Raw genomic sequence first — 21,623 nt, 5'->3', positions numbered from 1 at the left:
GCGGCTCTCCCGCCCTGTCAGGCATCACTCGATCCGGCTGACCAGGATCTTGTCGATGCGGCGGCCGTCGAGATCGACGACCTCGAAGCGCCAATGGCCCTTGTCGAAGCTCTCGCCGACATTCGGCAGATGGTTCATCTCGGCCAGGATGAAGCCGGCGACCGTCTGGAAATCGGCGTCGCGCGGGATCGGGATGCCGAGTTCATGCGAGAACTCGTCGACCTGCATCCAGCCTGCGACGAGATAGGAGCCGTCGGCGCGGGTCACGATGGCCGGCTCGCCCTCTTCCTCCTCCTGGAAGGCGCCGATGATCGCCTCCAGCACGTCGCCCGGCGTGATGATACCCTCGAAATGGCCGTACTCGTCGAAGACCAGCGCCATATGCACGCGGCTGGAGCGGATCTCGCGCAGGACCTGGAGAGAACCGGCCGTATCCATCACGATCGGCGTCTCCTGCACCAGCGCGCGCAGGTCCTGCGTGTTGCCGGCCTGAAGGAACTCGATCAGGTCCTTGACCACGATCACGCCGATGATCGAGTCGGCTTCGCCATCCTGCACCGGCAAGCGCGAGCGCCGCGTCGCGCGCAATTGCTCGCGGATTTCCTCGGCGCTGTCCTCGAGATCGATCACCTCGACCTCGCGGCGCGGCGTCATCAAGGCGCGGGCCGAGCGGTCGGCCAGGCGCATCACGCCCGCGATCATCTCGCGCTCGTCGCGCTCCAGCACGCCGGCAGTCTCCGCCTCGGCTATGATGGTGCGAACCTCCTCCTCGGTGACCCTCTCCTCCGACTCGCCCTTCTGGCCGAGCAGGCGCAGCACCGCCTTGCCGGAGATGTCGAGCAGAAACACCAGCGGCGCGCCGATCCTGGAGAGCAGCGACATCGCCGGCGCCACTCGCGCCGCCACGCGCTCGGGATCGCGCAGGGCGATCTGCTTCGGCACGAGTTCGCCGAGGATCAGCGAGAGATAGGTGATCGCGACGACGACGATGCCGACGCCCAGCGTGTCCGACATCGACTGCGAGAAACCATGCGTGCCCAGCCATTCGGACAGGCGCGCGCCGAGCGTGGCGCCGGAGAAGGCGCCCGAAAGCACGCCGACGAGCGTGATGCCGATCTGGACGGTGGAGAGAAAGCGACCGGGATCTTCGGCGAGGCGCATCGCCGTCGCGGCGCCCTTGCTGCCCTGATCGCTGAGAACCTTGAGGCGCGCCGTGCGTGACGAAACCACGGCGAGTTCCGACATGGCGAGGAGTCCATTGACGATCGTCAGCGCCACGACGATCAGGATTTCGGTTAACAAAACCAGCCTGCTTGCTGCGAAGCCGCGACATCTGGCGGCCCGCTTCCAGCCCCCTTATAGCGGATCATCGTCCCAACGCGATGGGCCGGAAGAAAGATTCGTGAGCGGATGATGAGCAAGCCCCAATTCTGGCAGCCGAACGCCGATCAGCAGGCCGCCGCCGATCCCCGCCTGCGCGCGCCCTCGGCCCAGCGCAACCGCGATGCAATCCGCGCCGTACTGCGCGATATCCTGCCCTCCTCCGGACTCGTGCTGGAGATCGCCTCCGGCTCCGGCGAGCATGCCGTGCATTTCGCCGAAGCCCTGCCCGGCCTGACCTTTCAGCCGAGCGATCCCTCGCCAGACGCCGCCGCCAGCATCGCGGCCTGGACCGCCGAATCCGGGCTAGGCAACATCCGCTCGCCGCTGATCATCGATGCCACGGCGCCGGACTGGCCGCTCGAAGCGGCCGACGCGATCCTCTGCATCAACATGATCCATATCGCGCCCTGGGCCGCCGCAGAGGGCCTGTTCCGGCAAGCGGCGCGCCTGCTGAAGCCGGGTCGGCCGCTCTATCTCTACGGTCCCTATCGCCGGCCAGGCCGGGCTCTCGAACCGGGCAACATCGCCTTCGACGAGAGCCTGCGCAGCCGCGATTCGGCTTGGGGCCTGCGCGAATCGGATGCCGTCGCCGCCCTCGGAGCGGCCAACGGCTTCAGCGATCCGGACATCGTCGAGATGCCCGCCAACAACCTGAGCGTGATCTTCAGAAAGGCCTGACCGAAAGGAAGCGCGCCGGCTCGCAAACGGGAATCACCGCTGCGGCGGATGGTGCGGACGGCGGGACTCGAACCCGCAAGCCTTTGAAGGCGCAAGATTTTAAGTCTCGTGCGTCTACCAGTTTCGCCACGTCCGCGGGCGCCACAGCGATAGCGGGCGGGCGCAGGCGGCGCAAGTCTCCGGGCAGCCGTTCAATGCGGCCGGGCGGGCTTGTACCACTCGACACCGTCAGGATCGACATAGAGCCCTGGCTTCACGTCCGAGCCGATGGCCTTCTCCTCCATCGGCACGCGCACCGTGTCGTCGCGGTCGCCACGCTTGACATATGGGGCCGCGCCCTGCCCGACATGGCGATGCGCGCCGCGCCCGGCGCTGCTGGCCTGCCCGATGATGCCCCGGCGTCCTGCGACCTTGTCCTGCAGTTCCGTCACCGACCGCCCGGCGAAGGCGACCTTGGCCGTACCCTCGACCACCGGCAGTGCCCGGCGCGCGGCGCCCACGCCGGTGACGCGTACGCCGATGAAGCGCGGCACATAGCTCGCCCCGCCCTTGCCGAAGGATTCCCAGCCGCCGGCCGAGATCATCTGCGCGCCGCAGCGCTTGTGGTTGCGCTCGCAGGCCGCGCGCGACCCGTAGCGCGGCGCCGCCTGCTCGAACTCTGCCCGGGCGTTGCGATAGGCGAACTCGCATTGCTCGGCCGTCAGCTTGCCGGCCTCGATGCATTCGTCGCGGCGGACATAGAACGAGGCCTGAGCCTGCGCGGCGAGATCGGACGGCCCCGCCAGCGACAGGGCTGGAGCCAGGGTGGCGATGCGCAACAGCGCCAGGGCGGAACCCGGAATCATCATGCGGCGTAATAGGACGAGGATTGTGGCTTTACCGAAGCGAGCCGGACTCACAGCAGCGACCTCCGCGAAGCCGCGAGTTCGCGCGTCGAGCCATAGTCGATCTTGCCGTTGCCGAGCACGGGGATGGCCTGCGTCACCAGGATCGCGCGCGGAACCCATAACTCCGGGAAGCCCTGTTCCTTCGCCGCCTCCTGCAACGCGGCGCGGTCGGCCTGCGGCGTCTCGGTCACGAGGATGAGCTGCTCGCCCTTTCGCGGGTCCGGCAAGGCGACGACGACATGGTTCTGGTCCGGCCAGACCTTGGAGACCATCGTCTCGACCGCCGCGAGCGAAACCATCTCGCCGCCGAGCTTGGCGAAACGCTTGGCCCGGCCGCGGATCGCGACGAAACCGTCCTCGATCACGACGATGTCGCCGGTGTCGTGCCAGCCGCCCTCGGGCGGGACGATGCGACCGGTCTGGTCGGGGTCGAGATAGCCGGCCATGACGTTCGGTCCGCGCACCGTGAGCCTCCCGCCCTCATGGATGCCCTCGACCGGCTCCAGCTTCGCCTCGATGCCGGGCAGGAGCTTGCCGACCGTGCCCTCCCGGATCGCGGCGGGCGTGTTGACGGCGAGCACCGGCGAACACTCCGTGCAGCCGTAGCCTTCGAGGATCGTGGTGCCGTAGGGCTCCCACATCCGCTTGGTCTCGGCCTTCACCCGCTCCGCGCCGGCCACGACATAGCGCACGCTGCCGAGATCGTCCTTCTCCGCAGCACGCGCATACCCCTGTAGAAACGTGTCGGTGGCGAGCAGGAAGGTCGCCTTCATGTCGCCGATCAGCTTCGGCACCTGCTTGTAGTGCAGCGGGCTCGGATAGAGCACGACCTTCATGCCGTGCAGCAGCGGCACCATCAGCCCCGCCGTCAGCCCGAAGGAATGGAAGGCGGGCAACGGATTCATGAACACGTCCCGCTCGGAGATCGCGCCGGCCGCATGGGCGAAGACCTGCCGCGCGTTCGAGACGATATTGGCATGGCTCAGCGCCACGCCCTTCGGCTTGCCCTCGGTGCCGGAGGTGAAGAGGACGACCGCGATGTCGTCGGGCTGCGCTTCGAATGCGCGATGCGCCAGCCCCGGCGCGAGGCTCTGCAAGGCGCCGAGCGCCTTGTCGAAGCTGGTGATCTGCTTGCGCACATCTTCGAGATAGATGACGCGCCGCCCCTCGCCCAGGGCCGCGATCTCGTCGTCGAGCTTGCCCTGGTCGACGAAGCGGCGCGAGGTGACGATGGTCTTGAGCTCAGCCAGCTCGGCCGCCGCACGCAGGTTGCGGACGCCGGCGGTGAAGTTCAGCAGCGCCGGCACCCGGCCATAGGCGAAGAGCGAGAACAGCGTCACCGCCATGCCCTGCATGTTGGGCAGCAGCACGCCGACCTGCTCCTTCGGCGCCGTCAACGCCGCGAGCTTGCGCCCCAGCACCAGAGCACCGAGCACGAGCCGGCCATAGCTGATCGGCTGGCGCTCGGGGTCTTCGAGCGCGATGCGGCCCTTGCCGTGGCGGGCTATTGTCTGCAGCAGGGCGCGGAAGATCGTGATCCGCGCGCCCTCGGCGTCGAAGCTGGTAGCGGCCATGCCTGGCACGTCTCCCGTCGGCGTTTCCCTTGCCGGTCAAACTAGTGAGATCGGCGCGGGTTTCAACGTTCGGAACGCACGTCATGCTCGGGCTTGACCCGAGCATCTCGGAAACCAGCGCCTACCGGTCACGAGATTCTCGGATCTCCGCTTCGCTCCGCCCGAGAATGACGCGGCACCAATATTTTACCCGAACGCGCCGATCTCATGCTGGATCGCCCCGGAAATCTCGCGGACCAGCGCGAACAGCCCGAGCATCGGCGCGAAGACGTCGCGATGCAGGGCCTCGTAGGTGCCGCCCTCGCGCGGTCCCGGCGGCTCGCCGAAATCGAGGCCGAGGGTCGGGTCGGGATCGCGGGGGAATATCTCGGTCAGCAGCGCCAGCGAGGCCGGCACGTCGAGGCGCAGCAGGCGCTCGATCAGGGCCTCCCGGGTCAGGCCGGCATGCGGCCGGAAATCCGGGATATGGGCGAAGGACAGCCAGATGCGATGCATCGCCGCCAGTCTCAGCGCATGCAGCGCCACGAGCCGCGCCGGCATCTGCGGCACGTCGTCGGCCGCGACCTTGAGCTTCAGCGCATCCGCCGAGAGCCGCCAGAACAGCCGCCGCAGAGCCGGCGCCAGCTCCAGCCGCGAGAGCGCTTCCGCGACGACCAGCAATTCCTCGCGCCGCCCTTCCTTGACCGTCCGGCGCGCGCGGTCGAACCAGCTCCCGGGATCGAGTGTGTCGAGATAGGCGCGCAGCACGTCGAGATCGCTATGCGCCATCGCATGGGCCGCGAGGCGATAGGCCCGGTCGAAGCGCTGCGAGCGCTCGCGCATGCTGCGGAACAGGTCCGGAGCACGCGAGGCGGCATGGCCGACACCATGCATGCTGTTCGCCATCCAGCCGAGCTGCTGGAGGATGGCGTTGTTGGGGATGGCCCGCAATTCGCGGGGATGGCGGATGCGCGTCGGCCCCGCCCCTTCCGACTGGCGCGCGGCGGGACGCGAGCCGGTCTTGTCCAGCAGCGACGGGCCGAACGTGCCGATCAGGGCGGCATAGCCGGGATCGTCGACCAGTTCGTTCATTTCCTCGCGCACGGTCTGGAAGAATTCGCTGGCGAAATCCGGCTCGTCATAGATCGGGTCCTCGGCCGGCTCGGGCGCTGCGAAGACCGCCTCGGCGATGCGCCCGACCGTGGCCCCGGCAAGCTGGGGCGTGCCGAACAGCAGATAGCCATCGCTGCCCTGGAAGCTGGTCTCACGCACGGTCCGGATGCCGGCACGCGCGAAGGCCTGCCGCGCATAGGCCGGATCGAGATAGGCCAGCCGGTCCGACAGGCTGTCGGGATGGGCGCCGCGCCCGACCGACTCGCCATGGGTGTCGAAGATCACCAACTCGACATCCGCAAGCGCGTAGCGTGCCAGCAGTTCAGCAATGCGGATGCGCAGGCGCTCGACCCAGAAGGTCGAGGCGACCTGCCCGATATAGCGCCCGGAATCGGAGTAGCCGAACTGGATGCAAAGCCGCCCGTGCCGCTTGAGATAATCGCGGAAATGCGGGCTGCGCAGCGCCTCGTCGATGATGCGCGGCCCCTGCTCCAGCGCATCCGAGGTCTCGAACAGCGGCGAGATCTCGATCCGGTCGGCGATGCCGAAACGGCTGGCGAGCCAGAGCGCGCAGAGCAGCGTGTAGCCCGTCTCCGTCTCCGCGATCAGGAAGCGTACGGGCTTCGAACCGTCGACATGCTTCACGATCTGCGCGATCGTCATCATCATCCGCGCCGCCGAGGCCCGCTCGGCCGCCAGCGCCCCGAAATCCACGGCGATCGCCTCGACCTTGTCCAGCGCCGTATTGGCGGCTGCGAGGAAGGCACGCCGCTGCGCCGGCTGGCCCGGCTCCTCCTCCAGCGGAATCGTCGCGCGCAGGGCGTTGTGGAGCTGCGAGGCGTTGAGCCGGAAATGCGGCAGCGCGATCGAGACGCCATGGGCGAGACAGCCGGCCCGGATCAGGGCGAGCGCGACGCGCGTCTCCTCGTCGGAAGAATCGGCCAACGCCTTGTCGAACGCCTCGACCAGGCGGGCAGCATCCGGCAGCGCCGTCTCGCGCTCATGCACCAGCGACAGCGCGAAAGCCTGGAGAGCCTGCAACGAGGGCTGCGTCCCGATCGGCGGCGCCAGCGCAAGCTGTCGCTCCACCGCCGCAAGCGCCTCGCTCACCAACTGGCGAACCTCCGATGTGGCAAGACCCTGAGGCAGCTTCTCGAGGATGCGCGCGAACTGGCCGCTCTTCGATTCCAGCCGATAGCGCAGCGTGTCCCACCAGCCGATATCCGTGCGCCCATCCGTGTCGCAGCCGACCCAGGAGGCGAGCGTGACCGGCTTTGGCGCAAGTTCCGTCCATCGTTCCGGCCAACGTTCGCGCGCAACGGCGAAGAGGGCCGTGTTCAGACGGTCGATGGCATCGCGGGCATGGCGCACAGCATAGCGCGCCTGCTCGAACTCGTCCTGCAAGGTGATCCGTCCGTCGGGACGGAAGCTGAGCGTGTTCTCGTTGACGACCGCCTCGCCCGCCTTGCCCCCGGATGCGAGATCGGCGAGCGCATGGCAGAGCCGCCGCGCCATGCCGAAGGTCGGATGCGCCGTGAACACGGCCGCGAAGCGTGCCCGCTCCATTTCCTGCCGAAACGCATCGAAGCACGTGGCCGTCCTCGCCGCCGCTTCCGCCACGGCCGCGAAAACAGCGGCTTCGTCATTCTGGAGCCCGACATAGCGCGCGACCCGGCCGGCGCGCTGATGCAAGGCCTCGCGCCCGAGCCGGCGCACCAGTTCGGAGGCTGCATCCATGCCCAGCTCGCCGCGATCCATCAACCGCGTCAGCCAGAGCGTAACGCTCAGCACCGGATTGCCGAACGGGTCGTCCCGTGAATCACTACGGGCCGTCGCGACACGGGCCAGCAGTTCGTCTGCGAGACCGGCGACGTCGGGCGGCGAATGACCTTCCACAGCGATCGTCCTGGTCATGGCCCCTCTCCATCTTTTCGATCGGCGGCAAGCGATCATGCGACCGCGATCGACATCGCGTTGCATTGCAGCATCGGAATCTCGCAGCCGCAAGCAGGAAGCCTCACCCTTGGCGTCTAAATTTTACCCGGATCATATTGCCTTTGTTGGATCACCCGGATAACAAGCCTCCGATCAGGGAGCACTCATGTCCGGCACGACCTTCAGACCTTGCACCGCCTTTCACGACGCCGTCCGCATCGCCTCCGGCGCCTTGCCCGATGTCGCATTTCGTGTGAAGGCGGCATTGGCGGCCGATCCCATGGCTACGATCCTTGTCTTTGATGACGAGACTGGAAAGGTCGTCGATCTCGACCTGCGCGGCAGCGACAGCGACCTGGCCAGGCGATACGCGCCTGCGGCAGACGAGACCCAGGCCACGGCCGCCGACGCGCCGCGCGGGCGCGGCCGGCCGAAACTCGGCGTCGTCGCCCGCGAGGTGACCCTGCTGCCGCGGCACTGGGATTGGCTCGCCCAGCAGCCGGGCGGTGCGTCGCAAGCCCTGCGGCGCCTCGTCGACGAAGCCCGCAGGCTGGATGGCGGCCGCAGCCGGACGCGCGCCGCACGGGAGCGCAGCTATGCCTTCGTCGCGACGATGGCCGGCGATCGCGAAGGCTTCGAGGAGGCGTCGCGCGCCCTCTTCGCCGGAGATGGCGAGCGCTTCGCCGAACACAGCCGCTCATGGCCGCAGGATATCCGCGACCACGCGGAAAAGCTGCTTGCCGGCAGCGATCCGGCAAGCGACTGAGGGCGACCGGCGGAACGCTGCCGGCCTGACCCGGAAGCATCCCGGCAGCGCAACCGCCGCGGGTTGCCGCCCTGCCTCGGCGAGGGCATAGCAGCGCTCGCATCCCGCCGCCTGCATCGCCCTGCCGAAAGCCGCCCGTTCATGACCTCCCGCGCTCGCTGGCTAGGCATCCTCTGCGGCTTGCTCACAGCCATGATCTGGGGCGTCCAGTCGGTCGTGTCGCGGCACGCGATGCTGATCGACCTGACACCGGCCGATGTCACGATCCTGCGCTTCGTCTCGGCCGCCGCCGTGCTTCTGCCCTGGGCACTCAGGCATATGCGCCCCTTCCCGGTCGGCTCGCTCGGCTGGCCGCGCGCCTGGGGCATGGCATTGCTGATCGGGCCGCTCTACAGCCTGATCCTCGTCGCCGGCGCGTCCTTCGCGCCGGCGCTGCATTCTTCGATCATCTCGCCCGGCCTGATCCCGGTCTTCACCGCGCTATTGATCTTCCTCGTCACCGGCGAGCGCGCCGGACGGATGCGGCTGATCGGGCTCGGCATCATCGTGCTCGGCATCGGCATCTTCTCGCGCGATGCGCTGGCCATGACGCCGTCGCGGCCCGATGCCTGGATCGGCGACCTGCTCTTCGTGCTGGTCGCCTTCCTCTGGGCGATCTTCGGCCTGCTCGCCCGGCGCTGGAGCGTCAGCTCGCTGGAGGTCACCACGGCCTCATGCATCCTCTCGGTGCCGCTGCTGGTGATCGTGGCGCTGGTGCTGCCGATCCATATGGCGCGCGCGCCTTTCGCAGAATTGCTGCTGCAGGCGCTCTATCAGGGTGTGCTGGTCGGCGTCGTCGCGCTCTATCTCTATGCGCGCTCGGTCGAGATGCTGGGCGCCGCCCGTGCGACGCTGTTCCTGCCGCTGGTCCCGATCGCGACTGCCGCCGCCAGCGCCCTGCTGCTGACGGAGCTGCCCTCCACGACCGAGCTCATCGGCATGGCGATCGTCGTCACCGGGATGCTGATCGCCTTCCGCTCGCCCTCGGTAGGCTGAGCGGTGGTCTCTCAGCCCTTGTGCCCCTTGGCGATCGGCTCGACATAGGAGAGCCCCATGTCCCAGGGGAAATAGATCCAGGTGTCCTGGCTGACCTCGGTGATGAAGGTGTCGACCGTCGGCACGCCGGCCGGCTTGGCATAGACCGTGGCGAAATGGGCGTTCGGCAGCATCTCGCGCACGACGCGCGCCGTCTTGCCGGTATCGGTGAGATCGTCGACCACCAGCACGCCCTTGCCCTTGCCGTCGCCGATCGCCTTGATATTCGGGGCGATGTCCTTGAGCACCTTGAGCTCGGACTGGTTCTTGTAGTCGTGATAGCTCGCGACGCAGACCGTCTCGATCATGCGCAGGCCGAGCTCGCGGCAGATGATCGCCGCCGGCACCAGCCCGCCGCGCGTGATGCAGACCATCGCCTCGAACGGCCCCTTCTCGGCGAGGCGCCACGCCAGCGCGCGGGCATCGCGATGGAACTGATCCCAGGAAACCGGGAAGGCCTTGTTGGAGGACGGTTCGGCCATGGACAGCGCTCCGGACTTATCGCGACGCGACAGGCGCCGTTTCCGACCGAAAAGCCTATCGGCGCGCGCCTGACAAGAGGCACGCACCGAACATCCCCAATTCAGCGTCGACAATCCGCCTCAGAACTCGGCCCAGCCATCCGCCGAACCGCCGCCGGCGACGCGCCGGCCGCGCATCGCCGGTACCGCAGGACGCGGTGACTGGTGGGCGGAATGGACCAGCTGCGGCACAGGCCGGCACTGGTCGCCGCCGAGCTGGAAGGCCGAGACCATCGAGCTCAGCGCGGCGGTCTCCTGCTGGAGATCGCGCGCAACCTTGGCGCTCTGCTCGGCGAGCAGCGAGTTCTGCTGCGTGATCTCGTCCATATGCGCGACAGTGCGGGCCATCTCATCGATGCCGTTGGCCTGCTCGGTTGTCGCCTGCGAGATCTCGCTGACGGTGGAGGCAACCTTCGAAGCCGCGCCGACGATCTCGCCGAGCGTCGATCCGGCATCCTTGACCAGCCCGACGCCGGCTTGAATCTGTTGCGTAGAATTCGCGATCAACGCCTTGACGCCATTGGCGGATTCGCTGCATCGGGCCGCCAGCGCCCGCACCTCCGTCGCCACCACCGCAAAGCCGCGCCCGGCATCGCCTGCCCGCGCCGCCTCGACCGCCGCGTTCAGCGCCAGCAGGTTGGTCTGGAAGGCGATCTCGTCGATCATCGCGATGATCTCGGAAATCCCGGACGACGCCTGTTCGATCCGCTCCATCGCCGCAACCGCCTCGGTCACGATGGCGCCGCCGCGCGCCGCGACCTCGCTCGCCTCGTTGCCGAGCTGCACCGCCATCTTCGAATTGCCGGCGCTGTGCTTCACCGATGCGGCAAGCTCCTCCGTCGTCGCCGCGGTCTGCTGCAGGCTCGATGCGTTCGCCTCGGTCCTCTCCGCCAGTTGCTGGCTGTCCGAGGTGATCTTGAGCGAGGCATTGTCGATGCGCACCGAGATGTCGCGCACCGAACCGACCACTTCGGCAAGCGTATCGAGCAGGTCGTTCACCCCGGCGCAGAGCGTGGCGACCTCCCCGCTCTTGCCGTCGAGCGGCACGCGGCCGGTCAGGTCCTTGCCCTTGGCCTGGCCGATCACCGCGCTCGTCTCCTTAACGGCCGCCTCAAGCTGCTTGCCCTTGAAGGTCGCGGTGATGTCGGAGGCGAACTTGACGACCTTGTAGGGTCGCCCCTGTGCATCGAGGATCGGGTTGTAGCTCGCCTGGATCCAGACCTCCTTGCCGCCCTTGCCGAGGCGCCGGTACTGGCCGGCATCGTATTCGCCATGGCCGAGGCGCTCCCAGAAGGCGCGATAGGCCGGCGTCTCGCGTTCGACCGGATCGACGAACAGGCGGTGGTGCTGCCCGACGATCTCCGGGAGCGCATAGCCGAGGACGCTGAGGAAATTCTGGTTCGCGGTCAGGATCTTGCCGGTCAGGTCGAACTCGATCACGGCCTGCGCCTTGTCGATCGCGGCGCGCTGACCTTCGAGATCGGCGAGGCGGTTCTTCTGCTCGGTCACGTCGAAAGCGTATTTGATCACGCCGACCGGCTTGCCGCCCGCTCCCAGGATCGGATTGTAGCTTGCCTGGATCCAGATTTCCTTGCCGCCCTTGCCGAGCCGCAGATACTGCCCCCGCGCGAACTCGCCCCGGCCGAGATCGGCCCAGAACTGCTTGTAGGCCGGGCTCACCTTCTCCTCGGGTGTCACGAACAGGCTGTGATGCTGGCCCTTCACCTCGGCCAGCGTGTAGCCCATCGCCGCCAGGAAGTTTTCGTTGGCATCGAGGATCGTGCCGTTGAGGTCGAACTCGATCCGCGCCTGTGAGCGATCGATCGCATCCAGCTGAGCATGCCGGTTCGAGAAAAGGCCGGAAAAGAGCGGCATCTGCGATCCCCCTCGGCGCGGCCCGCGCATGAGGCTATCGGGCCGGCGTCGTCCTGAAAGCCGTTTTGGTGCCCACGACGCGGAAGCGCGGCAGGCGAAGCCGAATGCTCTTCGGCCACCCAGGAAATATCGCATCAAACGGTTTATAAATGGTTGCTGTTGAGAATTTTACTCAACTTTTAGTAGAATAAATTTCCTGATCATCGAATTCAACCGAATATAATAATATTCAAATCCAGGGAAAGATTTGACGAATATAACGACGAGCAAAAACCCTCGGTAAAGTTGTATAAAAATCGCGTAAGTTGTATATTTTATTTGCTGAAACCTAACCTCTGCCTCTCTGAATTGATCATAGCCTTCACGGCGGCCATCGCAGCGAGAAGCTTCTCGGGATCGCGCGACCTGACGACAATGTTGGTATCAGGCCCGGTCTGCGACCAGAACGGATAGGAGCCGATCGAAACATCGGGATGGGCCTTCGCGATTTCGGCCAGCGAACCACCGATATCGCCTTCGCGCAGCCCGGCCTGCGCCGTATCGGACAGCATCTTTACTCCCGTCCGCAGCGTCGGGCCGATGACGTCGAGCATCGCCTGCATGATCGACGGCACTCCGGCCATCACGTAGACATTGCCGATATGGAAGCCCGGCGCCTTCGAGATCGCGTTCGCGATCAGGTCGGCCCCGGCCGGAATCCGGGCCATCCGCATGCGGGCCTCGTTGAGCTCCGCCGGCGAGAAGCGCTCGGACAGCATCGCAACCGCGCGCGGATCATGGTCAATCGTCACGCCGAAGGCGGCGGCCACCGCATCCGCCGTGATGTCGTCATGCGTCGGCCCGATCCCGCCGGTGGTGAAGACGTAGGTGTAGCGGTGACGCAGTGCATTGAGCGCGGCGACGATATCTTCCGCGACATCTGAGACGACGCGGACCTCGCGCAGGTCGACGCCGATATTGGTGAGGTACTCGGCGATATAGCCGATATTCTTGTCCTTGGTCCGTCCGGACAGGATCTCGTCGCCGATCACCAGGATCGCGGCCGTGACGATGGTGGCGGAACCGGGTTCGTTGGCGGACATGCGGCGCTCCTGATGCTCGCACCAGAGCTAGTGCATCGACGTGAAAAGGGGAATGCGGCTTTCGGGGCAAAGCCGCAGCAGGATCGAAGAGCCGGCCCATCGCACCGCGTATGGCGCCAGGTTCGGACATGCTCCACAGGCGCGCTCAGCTCTGCTTGCGCTCGAACATCAGGTTGAGCCGCGTCTGGGCGACGAGCGTGTAGCCGTTGCGCTCGAGCAGGCCTGCGAGGTCGATCTGCCAGCGCTGGCGCGAATCCTCGATGATGATGAAGCCGGGCCAGAGCGTCGGCGGCGCATCGCGCAGGAACGGCTCCAGGATCAGGTCCTCGGCGCCCTCGACGTCGAGCTTGATCGCATCGATGCGCTCGTAGCCCTCGCCCTCGACCAGCGAGAGCAGGGTGATGGCCGGCACCTTGACCGAGGTCGCAGCGCTGGAATTGAGGATACGGACGCTCGATTCGCCGCGATTGGTCGGATCGATGAACAGCGTCAGCTCGCCCGGCTTGTCGGCGAGCGCGCAGGCTACCGCCTTGACGGTGCCGAACGGGTTCTGAGCGATGTTGAACGAGAGCCGCGCGAAGATCTCCGGCTGCGGCTCGACCGCGAGGATGCGCGCACCACGCCCGGCGCGCGCCGCGACGAAGAGCGAGTAGGCGCCGATATTCGCGCCGATATCGATGAAGGTGAAGCCTTCGCGCAGCCGCGAGGCGAGCAGCTCCCGTTCGACGGCATCGAAATATTGCGGCGTGAACAGCACACGCTTCTCGCAGACATTGCCGTCCGGATAAAGGCGCATCCTGGCTCCCAGCGACTCGATGTCGACGGGCGCTCCATCGAGCGAACGCAAACCCAGGCGCCGCAGCGCATAGGCGACCTTCCGGCCGATATAACTGTCCGAGGCCGCCCGCGTGCGGGCGATGATGCGGGCGAGATAGGCTTTCGGCGCGAAGGTGCCGAAAGGCCGCTCTTCCGCCGGGTTCTGATCGATGATGGCCATGGCGCCAGCCTGATACACCCCGGCGGGCCGGCGCGCCAGTCGTTGGCTGCGCGTCTACTGTCCGTCGGCGAAGCGGTCGTGTATCTCGCCGAAGCGCGGCGCAATCTCCTGGAAGACGTCGACGAGCTGGGGGTCGAACTGCCTGCCGCGCTCGCTCATCACCACGGCGACCGCCTCGTCATGCGTCATCGCCTCCTTGTAGACCCGCTTCGTGACCAGCGCGTCATAGACGTCGGCGATCGCCATCAGGCGCCCGGACAAGGGAATGGCCGGGCCGGCGAGCCCTTGCGGATAGCCTCTCCCGTCCCAGCGTTCGTGATGCGTATGGGCGATCTCCTTGGCGAGCCGCAGGAAGGAGCTGGAACCGCCGAGATGACGCTCGGCATTGCCGATGGCGATCCGCCCGAGTTCGGCATGGGTCTGCATCGTCGCCCGCTCGCCGTCGTCGAGTCGGCCGGGCTTCAGCAGGATGCTGTCGGGAATGCCGACCTTGCCGATATCGTGCAGCGGCGCCGACTTGAACAGCAGGTCGAGCATGGCATCGTCGAGCTCTCCGGCGAAGAGCCCGCGCTCGCGCGCGCCCTCGGCCAGAACCCGCAGATAGTGCTGGGTGCGCCGGACATGGTTGGCCGTCTCGTTGTCGCGCGTCTCCGCCAGCGACGCCATGGCGAGGATGACCGCGTCCTTGGCCCGCTCCGCCTCCTCCAGCGCCGCCGAAAGGGAGTTCACCAGCGCGATATTGGTCATGGCGACGGCGGCGCTGTTGGCGATCCGCCGAAGCGCCCGGATCACCTCCGGCGCCGGCCGGTGGCGATGCGCCCAATAGGCGCCGATCGCGGCGACGGGATCGTCCTGCCGGACCGGCACCATCACGAGGCTGCGCACGAAGGTCGGGCGATAGGCCTCATGCGGAATCCGTGCGTCCTCGTCGATATCCTCGATGACGACGACCTCGCCATGCTGCATCGCCCAGCCGGAGATGCAGGTCTCCATCGGGAAGCGCTGGCCTTTCCAGAGCGGCGCGACGGCATCCTCATCGGCATAGTAGCAGCGGCCGTTGTCGCGCAGGATGAAGCTGATGCCGTCTGCCCCGATCAGCCCGCGCGCATTCCGGCGCACCACCGCCATGACCTCGTCGATGCCGCGCGCCATGGCGAGGTCGAGCGACAACTGGTCGAGCGCGCTGAGCGTCGGATCGGATGAATCCAAGAGCAACGAAGAAACAGACGCTTTCATGTGTCCACGCGGGAGCAATCGGGCAAACGAAAGGGGCGGGCGAAAAGATGCCTCAAAAAAGTTACAATTCCCCCAACGTCACCACCACGACGCCCGCTGTATCGCCGTCCCCGAGGCAACGTGAGCTGCAGCCCAGGCCCAGCGCGGCAATCGGCTTGCGTGCACCGGCAAACGCAATAGATATGAGGGCAAGGAGTTTTCCGCGCGCAATGACCTTCGAAGACACCATCGGCCGCTCGCGTTCGCGCGAGCCCGCCATCAAGATTCACGGCCCCGAGGCCTTCGCCGCCATGCACAAGGCCGGCCGGCTGACGGCCGCCGGGCTCGACATGCTCGGCTCCTACGTCAAGCCAGGCGTCACCACGCAGCGGCTCGACGATCTCGCCTTCCAGTTCGCCATGGACAACGGCGCCTATCCGGCGACGCTGTTCTATCGCGGCTACACCAAGTCGATCTGCACCTCGATCAACCATGTCGTCTGCCACGGCATTCCCGATGACAAGCCGCTGCGCGAGGGCGACGTCCTCAATATCGACTACACGCTGATCGTCGACGGCTGGCATGGCGATTCGAGCCGCATGTACGGCGTCGGCGAAATCTCGCGGAAGGCCGAGCGCCTGGTCGAGATCACATATGAAAGCCTGCTGCGCGGCATCAAGGCGGTGCGTGCCGGCGCCACCACCGGCGATATCGGATTCGCCATCCAGCGCTATGCGGAAGGCGAGCGCTGCTCGGTGGTCCGCGATTTCTGCGGCCACGGCATCGGCCAGCTCTTCCACGACGCGCCGAACATCCTGCACTACGGCAGCCCCGGCGAAGGCGTGCTGCTCAAGCCCGGCATGGTCTTCACCATCGAGCCCATGATCAATCTCGGCAAGCCGGGCGTGAAGGTGCTCTCCGACGGCTGGACCGCCGTGACGCGGGATCGCTCGCTCTCCGCCCAGTTCGAACATCAGATCGGCGTCACCGAGCAGGGCTGCGAGATCTTCACGCTCTCGCCCGGCGGTCTCGACAACCCCCTCGCCCCGAAATGAGCGTCGGCATCGGCAAGGGGACAGAAAAGGGATCGCGCAAAGCACCCTCGTCTGCTGCCTCTGCCGATGTGCCGCATTATCACGGGCATCGCGAACGCCTGCGTACTCGCTTTGAAGAAGCGGGAGCAGAGACGCTGCCGGATTACGAATTGCTGGAGCTGCTGCTCTTCCGTTCGATTCCACGGCGCGACGTCAAACCACTCGCCAAAGACTTGATCCAGCGCTTCGGCTCCTTCGCCGAGGTGCTCGGCGCACCCGCTGCACGCCTTGCGGAGGTCGATGGCGTCAGCGAAACCGTCGCGCTCGATCTGAAGATCGTCGAGGCAGCGCTGAAGCGCATGGCGAGGGGCGCAGTCGGCAAACGGCCTGTGCTCTCCTCCTGGTCCTCGGTGCTCGACTATTGCCGGATGGCGATGGCCTTCGCCGAGCGCGAGCAGTTCCGCATCCTCTTCCTCGACAAGAAGAACATCCTGATCGCCGACGAGGTCCAGCAGACCGGTACGGTCGATCACACGCCAGTCTATCCGCGCGAGGTGATGCGCCGCGCGCTCGAGCTTTCGGCCTCTGCCATCATCCTCGTGCACAACCACCCGTCGGGCGATCCCACGCCCTCCGGCGCCGACATGCGAATGACACGCGAGCTGGTCGATATCGCCAAGCCGCTGGGCATCGCCATCCACGATCACATCATCGTCGGCCGCGACGGCCATGCCAGCTTCCGCAGCCTCGGACTGATCTGATGACGCAACTGATGGTGAAACGCGTCTACGATCCGCCGGCACCCGGCGACGGCACGCGCACCCTCGTCGACCGGCTCTGGCCGCGCGGCGTCTCCAAGGACCGGATCGATCTCTGGCTCAAGGATCTCGCGCCGAGCGATGCGCTTCGCCACGAGTTCCACGGCCACCCCGACCGCTGGGACCAGTTCTGCGCCGCCTATGCGGCCGAGCTCGGCAGCCCGGCGGCACAGGCCGCCCTCGCTGCTTTGGCAGACAAGCGGAGCAAGGGCCCGATCGCCCTGCTCTATGCGGCCAAGGACGAGAAGCGGAACAACGCGCAGGCGCTCCGCCTCTGGCTGGACGGCCGCACGTTTTCGGTCCAAGAATAGCGCAGGCACAGCCGCAGCGTGCGGCAGGATGGAGGAACCGCCGCGTTCAGCGGGCCGGATCATCTTTGCCGATATTATCGAAAGCAAACTGTACCTGATCAATACTGCCCTCGAAAAAGGCAGAATTGATGAGTTACATGGCTATTCTCCCTCTTCCCGAACGGCCGCGAATGCGCATAGGCTGCCCTCACAGGGGAAGAGGGCTGCATGGTCGCATTCGATGAAATGACGGGGTCGGGGGCCGAACTGCGGCCCGCCTACGAGGCTCTGGATCGCTGGCTGAAGGAAGCGCCGCCCGAGACTCTGGCATTGAGGCGCAGCCAGGCGGAACTGTTCTTCCGCCGCATCGGCATCACCTTCGCGGTCTATGGCGACGAGGAATCGACCGAGCGCCTGATCCCCTTCGACATCATCCCGCGGGTGCTGACCAAGCCGGAATGGACCAGGCTGGAAGCCGGCCTGCGCCAGCGCGTCACCGCCCTCAACATGTTCCTGGCCGATGTCTACGGTCCCAAGGAATGCCTCAAGGCGGGCATCATCCCGCCCGATCTGGTCTATCGCAACGCCTGCTACCAGCTCGAAATGGTCGACTTTAAGGTGCCGCACGGCATCTACTGCCATATCGCCGGCATCGATGTGGTGCGCGTCGACGCGGATACGTTCTATGTGCTGGAGGACAATGCCCGCACGCCGTCCGGCGTCTCCTACATGATGGAGAATCGCGAGGTGATGCTGCGGCTCTTTCCGGAGCTGTTCGCGACGCATCGCGTCGCGCCAGTCGACAATTACCCGGACCAGCTGCTGGCAACCCTGCGCTCGGTCGCGCCGCGCAGCGCCTCGTCGGACCCGACGATCTGCCTGCTGACGCCCGGCCAGTACAACTCGGCCTTCTACGAGCACTCCTTCCTCGCCGACAAGCTCGGTGTCGAATTGGTCGAGGGCTCGGACCTGCTGGTCAAGGACGATGTCGTCTACATGCGCACGACCCAGGGGCCGAAGCGCGTCGACGTGATCTACCGTCGCATCGACGACGATTTCCTCGATCCCCTCGCCTTCCGCAGCGACTCGGTCCTCGGCGTCCCCGGCATCGTCGGCGCCTACAAGGCCGGCAATGTCACGCTGGCCAATGCCATCGGCACCGGCGTCGCCGACGACAAGGCGGTCTACAGCTACATGCCCGAGATCGTGAAGTTCTACACCGGCGAGGAGCCGATCCTGAAGAACGTCCCGACCTTCCGTTGCCGCGAGCCGGAAGCCAATGCCTATGTGCTCGACAATCTCGAGAAGCTCGTCGTCAAGGAGGTCAACGGCTCGGGCGGCTACGGCATGCTCGTCGGCCCTCACGCCAACAAGGCGCAGATCGAGACCTTCCGGCGCAAGCTCAAGGCCCAGCCCGAAGGCTTCATCGCCCAGCCAACGCTCGCGCTCTCGACCTGCCCGACCTTCGTCGCCTCCGGCGTCGCGCCGCGCCATGTCGACCTGCGCCCCTACGTGCTTTCCGGCGCCAACGGCATCTCCTGCGTGCCGGGCGGGCTGACGCGTGTCGCGCTCAAGGAGGGCTCGCTCGTCGTCAATTCCAGCCAGGGCGGCGGCACCAAGGACACCTGGGTGATCGACGCATGAGCATCCCGGCCGCGCCCTCGCCTGCCCTTATCCCGCAACAGCCTGCCATCCCGCGGAAAGGCACACGCTGACCATGCTTTCGCGTACCGCAGACAGCCTCTACTGGGTTTCCCGCTATGTCGAGCGGGCCGAATATCTCGCCCGCATTCTCGACGCGACGACGCGCCTGACCAACCTGCCGACGACCTATGGCGGGGCCGGCACGGAATGGCAGAGCGCGGTCCTGACCGCCGGCTGCGAGGAGGCCTTCGCCAAGGCCTATGGCGAGGCCAATGAACGCAATGTCTGCGACTTCCTGACCTTCAGCCCGGACAACCCCTCCTCGATCCGAAACTGCCTCGCCCAGGCGCGCTCGAATGCGCGGGCGGTGCGCACCGCCCTGACCTCGGAGATGTGGGACGCGCTGAACGGCGCCTGGCTGGAATTGCAGCGCTTCGAGAAGAAGCGCATGGACCGCGAGGAATTCGCCCGCTTCCTCGACTGGGTGAAGAACGTCTCGCTCGTCTTCGACGGCTCGGCCTACCGGACCATGCTGCGCGACGACAGCTACTGGTTCTCGCGGCTCGGCGTCTATCTCGAGCGTGCCGACAACACCGCCCGCATCCTCGACGTGAAATACCATGTGCTGCTGCCGGCCGGGGAGCAGGTCGGCGGCTCGCTCGACTATTTCCAGTGGACCACGGTGCTGCGCGAGGTCTCGGCGCTGACCGCCTATCACTGGGTCTATCGCGAGGCGGTGAAGCCCGTCCTCGTCGCGGACCTTCTGGTGCTGAATCGGCGCATGCCGCGCTCGCTCGCCGCCTGCTACGAGAGCATCTCGCGCTTCCTCGACGCGCTCGGCGACGCCTATGGCCGCCAGGGACCGGCGCAGCGCCAGGCCCGGAAGATCCTGACGAATCTCAGCAACACGCGGATCGACGACGTCTTCGCGCACGGGCTGCACGAGTTCATCGAGGAGTTCATCACTGAGAACAACCGCCTCGGCAACACCATCTTCGAGCAGTATCTGCAATGAACCGCCTACGCATGCTGATCGTGCGATTGCCGTAACCCTGCCGGACTGGACCATGCGGATCAGGATTTCCCACACGATCGGCTACGACTATGCCGAGCCGGCACGCCACATCACCCAGATCCTGCGGCTGACCCCGCGCGACCATGACGGCCAGCACGTCATGTCCTGGCGCATCGAGCCGAATGTCGACGGCCGCCTGCGCGCCTCGCAGGACGCCCATGGCAACATCGTCCATAGTTTCTATGCCGACGGGCCGATCTCCTCGCTCGCCATTCGCATCGACGGCCTGATCGAGACGATCGATCTCGCCGGCGTCGTGCGCGGCGGGCTGGAGCGCGTGCCTTGCGAGGTCTATTGCCGCGACACGCTTCTGACGGAGCAGGACGAAGCCCTGCGCAGCTTCGCCGATGAGGTCACGGCCGACGCCGGTACGCCGCTCTCGCGCATGCATGCGCTGATGAACGCCGTCAGCGACCGGATGGATTGCGTCGAGGCCAGCGGCCGCGCCGGCGTCGGCGCCGCCCGGGCCTTTGCCGCGCGGGAGGCGATCGCGCAGGACATCGCCCATGTCTTCATGGCCTGCGCCCGGCATCTCGGTCAGCCCGCGCGCTATGTCTCCGGCTATGTCGCGCAGTCCGACAGCCTGCCGCATGGCAACGGCGCCCATGCCTGGGCCGAGGTCCATCTCGACGACTACGGCTGGATCGGCTTCGACTGCGCCAACGCCCTGTGCCCCATCGATACCCATGTACGGGTTGCCATCGGTCTCGATTTCGCCGATGCAGCGCCGGTCCGCGGTTCGCGACAGGGCGGCGAAGGCGAGAATCTCAACATCCTCGTCAGCGCCCGCGAGGCCGAAGGCCGCGGCGCCAACCAGTAGCTGTCCGCCCGGCGGGCGCGGCCGTGAAGACAGGGCAAGAGAACAGGAACCCAGCCCGTGACCTATTGCGCCGGAATCCTCGTGCAGGATGGCCTCGTCATGATTGCCGACACCCGCACCAATGCCGGGCTCGACGACATCTCGACCTTCCGCAAGCTCCATGTGTTCAACTGGCCGGGCGATCGCAATTTCGGCCTGATGACCGCCGGCAATCTCTCGATCACCCAGTCCGTCGTGAGCTTCCTGCACGAGGGCTTGCCGAATCCCGATACGGGAGAGCTCGACACCCTCCAGAACGCAAGCTCGATGTTCAGGGCGGCCCAGCTCGTGGGGCGCTGCATCCGCCATGTCCGCGAGATCGACGGTCCCGCGCTTGAGGATGCCGGCGTGAAATTCGAGATCGGCATGCTGTTCGGCGGCCAGATCAAGGGCCAGCCGATGCGGCTCTTCATGGTCTACGGCGCCGGAAACTTCATCGAATGCGGCATCGATTCGCCGTTCCTGCAGATCGGCGAGCACAAATACGGCAAGCCGATCCTCGACCGCGCCGTTACCTACAAGACCCATCTCTACGATGCCTTGAAGGTCGGGCTGATCTCGATGGATTCGACCATGCGCTCGAATCTCGGCGTCGGCCTGCCGATCGATCTCGTGCTCCTGCGCCGCGATGCCGACGATTTCGAGCTCAACCGCCGCATCGAGGCGGGCGAGCCCTATTTCCATGACCTGCGCGAGCGCTGGTCGGCTGCGTTGCGGGCCGCCCATATGGCCATTCCGCGTCCGCCCTATGCGCCTTCCGGGAGCTGAGCGCCCGGAATCCCGTGCTCCGGCAACCGGATGTCAACACTTCGGGCCTTAAGTCG

The 21,623-nt window shown here is 66.4% G+C and carries 19 protein-coding genes and 1 tRNA gene; 10 read left to right on the top strand and 10 right to left on the bottom strand.

Annotated features, from left to right (window positions below; translation table 11 throughout):
- Positions 1–24 precede the first annotated feature (24 nt).
- A complete protein-coding gene (locus OCUBac02_RS11105; protein WP_197933349.1) occupies positions 25–1,287 on the bottom strand; it encodes a CNNM domain-containing protein in 1,263 nt (420 codons plus the stop codon).
- Between the two features lie 126 nt (positions 1,288–1,413).
- On the opposite strand from OCUBac02_RS11105, the gene OCUBac02_RS11100 reads away from it, so the two are divergent.
- Positions 1,414–2,061: a DUF938 domain-containing protein gene (locus tag OCUBac02_RS11100; protein ID WP_197933331.1), complete on the top strand. Its 648-nt coding sequence runs from the start codon at positions 1,414–1,416 to the stop codon at positions 2,059–2,061.
- Between the two features lie 49 nt (positions 2,062–2,110).
- Here OCUBac02_RS11100 and OCUBac02_RS11095 read toward each other — a convergent pair.
- From OCUBac02_RS11095 to OCUBac02_RS11080, 4 genes are all read right to left on the bottom strand, one after another.
- Positions 2,111–2,197 (bottom strand) — tRNA-Leu (locus tag OCUBac02_RS11095).
- Between the two features lie 55 nt (positions 2,198–2,252).
- Positions 2,253–2,909 carry a DUF1190 domain-containing protein gene (locus OCUBac02_RS11090; protein WP_173045613.1) on the bottom strand — a complete coding sequence of 219 codons (657 nt, stop codon included), beginning with the start codon at positions 2,907–2,909 and terminating at the stop codon, positions 2,253–2,255.
- A 47-nt stretch (positions 2,910–2,956) separates the two neighbouring features.
- Positions 2,957–4,522 carry an AMP-binding protein gene (locus OCUBac02_RS11085; protein ID WP_173045611.1) on the bottom strand — a complete coding sequence of 522 codons (1,566 nt, stop codon included), beginning with the start codon at positions 4,520–4,522 and terminating at the stop codon, positions 2,957–2,959.
- A 186-nt stretch (positions 4,523–4,708) separates the two neighbouring features.
- Positions 4,709–7,528 (bottom strand): phosphoenolpyruvate carboxylase, encoded by a 2,820-nt coding sequence (locus OCUBac02_RS11080; RefSeq protein WP_173045609.1) that lies wholly within the window; start codon positions 7,526–7,528, stop codon positions 4,709–4,711.
- Positions 7,529–7,715: 187 nt separating this feature from the next.
- Here OCUBac02_RS11080 and OCUBac02_RS11075 point away from each other — a divergent pair, with 187 nt between their 5' ends.
- Positions 7,716–8,315 carry a DUF2239 family protein gene (locus OCUBac02_RS11075; protein ID WP_173045607.1) on the top strand — a complete coding sequence of 200 codons (600 nt, stop codon included), beginning with the start codon at positions 7,716–7,718 and terminating at the stop codon, positions 8,313–8,315.
- A gap of 141 nt (positions 8,316–8,456) precedes the next feature.
- Positions 8,457–9,350, top strand: coding sequence for a DMT family transporter (locus OCUBac02_RS11070; protein ID WP_173045605.1), 894 nt, complete (start codon positions 8,457–8,459; stop codon positions 9,348–9,350).
- 11 nt (positions 9,351–9,361) lie between these two features.
- Here the strand turns inward: OCUBac02_RS11070 and gpt are convergent, their stop codons facing one another.
- The 5 genes from gpt to OCUBac02_RS11045 form a co-directional block, all read right to left on the bottom strand.
- A complete protein-coding gene (gpt, locus tag OCUBac02_RS11065) occupies positions 9,362–9,871 on the bottom strand; it encodes a xanthine phosphoribosyltransferase (protein ID WP_047582703.1) in 510 nt (169 codons plus the stop codon).
- Positions 9,872–9,991: 120 nt separating this feature from the next.
- The gene (locus OCUBac02_RS11060; RefSeq protein ID WP_173045603.1) at positions 9,992–11,785 is read right to left on the bottom strand and encodes a methyl-accepting chemotaxis protein; all 1,794 of its coding nucleotides are present in this window, start codon (positions 11,783–11,785) and stop codon (positions 9,992–9,994) included.
- Between the two features lie 314 nt (positions 11,786–12,099).
- Positions 12,100–12,867, bottom strand: coding sequence for a competence/damage-inducible protein A (locus tag OCUBac02_RS11055; RefSeq protein WP_173045601.1), 768 nt, complete (start codon positions 12,865–12,867; stop codon positions 12,100–12,102).
- A gap of 145 nt (positions 12,868–13,012) precedes the next feature.
- Positions 13,013–13,864: an FkbM family methyltransferase gene (locus OCUBac02_RS11050; RefSeq protein ID WP_173045599.1), complete on the bottom strand. Its 852-nt coding sequence runs from the start codon at positions 13,862–13,864 to the stop codon at positions 13,013–13,015.
- A 54-nt stretch (positions 13,865–13,918) separates the two neighbouring features.
- Positions 13,919–15,079, bottom strand: a complete 1,161-nt coding sequence (locus OCUBac02_RS11045) for an HD-GYP domain-containing protein (protein ID WP_173045597.1) — start codon at positions 15,077–15,079, stop codon at positions 13,919–13,921.
- Between the two features lie 230 nt (positions 15,080–15,309).
- On the opposite strand from OCUBac02_RS11045, the gene map reads away from it, so the two are divergent.
- The 7 genes from map (at position 15,310) to OCUBac02_RS11010 (ending at position 21,567) form a co-directional block, all read left to right on the top strand.
- On the top strand, positions 15,310–16,134 hold the full coding sequence (map, locus tag OCUBac02_RS11040) for a type I methionyl aminopeptidase (protein WP_047574620.1): 825 nt from the start codon (positions 15,310–15,312) through the stop codon (positions 16,132–16,134).
- Complete coding sequence (gene radC / locus OCUBac02_RS11035; protein ID WP_173045595.1) at positions 16,131–16,874, top strand: RadC family protein; 744 nt, start codon at positions 16,131–16,133, stop codon at positions 16,872–16,874. Before map ends, radC begins: the two co-directional genes overlap by 4 nt.
- A complete protein-coding gene (locus OCUBac02_RS11030; RefSeq protein ID WP_173045593.1) occupies positions 16,874–17,242 on the top strand; it encodes a DUF488 domain-containing protein in 369 nt (122 codons plus the stop codon). The genes radC and OCUBac02_RS11030 overlap by 1 nt, the downstream gene beginning before the upstream one ends.
- A gap of 207 nt (positions 17,243–17,449) precedes the next feature.
- Positions 17,450–18,865, top strand: a complete 1,416-nt coding sequence (locus OCUBac02_RS11025; protein WP_047574627.1) for a circularly permuted type 2 ATP-grasp protein — start codon at positions 17,450–17,452, stop codon at positions 18,863–18,865.
- 73 nt (positions 18,866–18,938) lie between these two features.
- Positions 18,939–19,880: an alpha-E domain-containing protein gene (locus OCUBac02_RS11020; RefSeq protein ID WP_047574630.1), complete on the top strand. Its 942-nt coding sequence runs from the start codon at positions 18,939–18,941 to the stop codon at positions 19,878–19,880.
- Between the two features lie 52 nt (positions 19,881–19,932).
- On the top strand, positions 19,933–20,760 hold the full coding sequence (locus tag OCUBac02_RS11015) for a transglutaminase family protein (protein ID WP_173045591.1): 828 nt from the start codon (positions 19,933–19,935) through the stop codon (positions 20,758–20,760).
- 57 nt (positions 20,761–20,817) lie between these two features.
- Positions 20,818–21,567, top strand: a complete 750-nt coding sequence (locus OCUBac02_RS11010; RefSeq protein WP_047574636.1) for a proteasome-type protease — start codon at positions 20,818–20,820, stop codon at positions 21,565–21,567.
- The last annotated feature ends 56 nt before the right edge of the window (positions 21,568–21,623 follow it).

It is taken from the genome of Bosea sp. ANAM02, from assembly GCF_011764485.1.
Classification (GTDB): domain Bacteria; phylum Pseudomonadota; class Alphaproteobacteria; order Rhizobiales; family Beijerinckiaceae; genus Allobosea.
The sequence above is the reverse complement of the archived record's forward strand: the minus strand, read 5'-3'. Positions and strand labels throughout refer to the sequence as shown.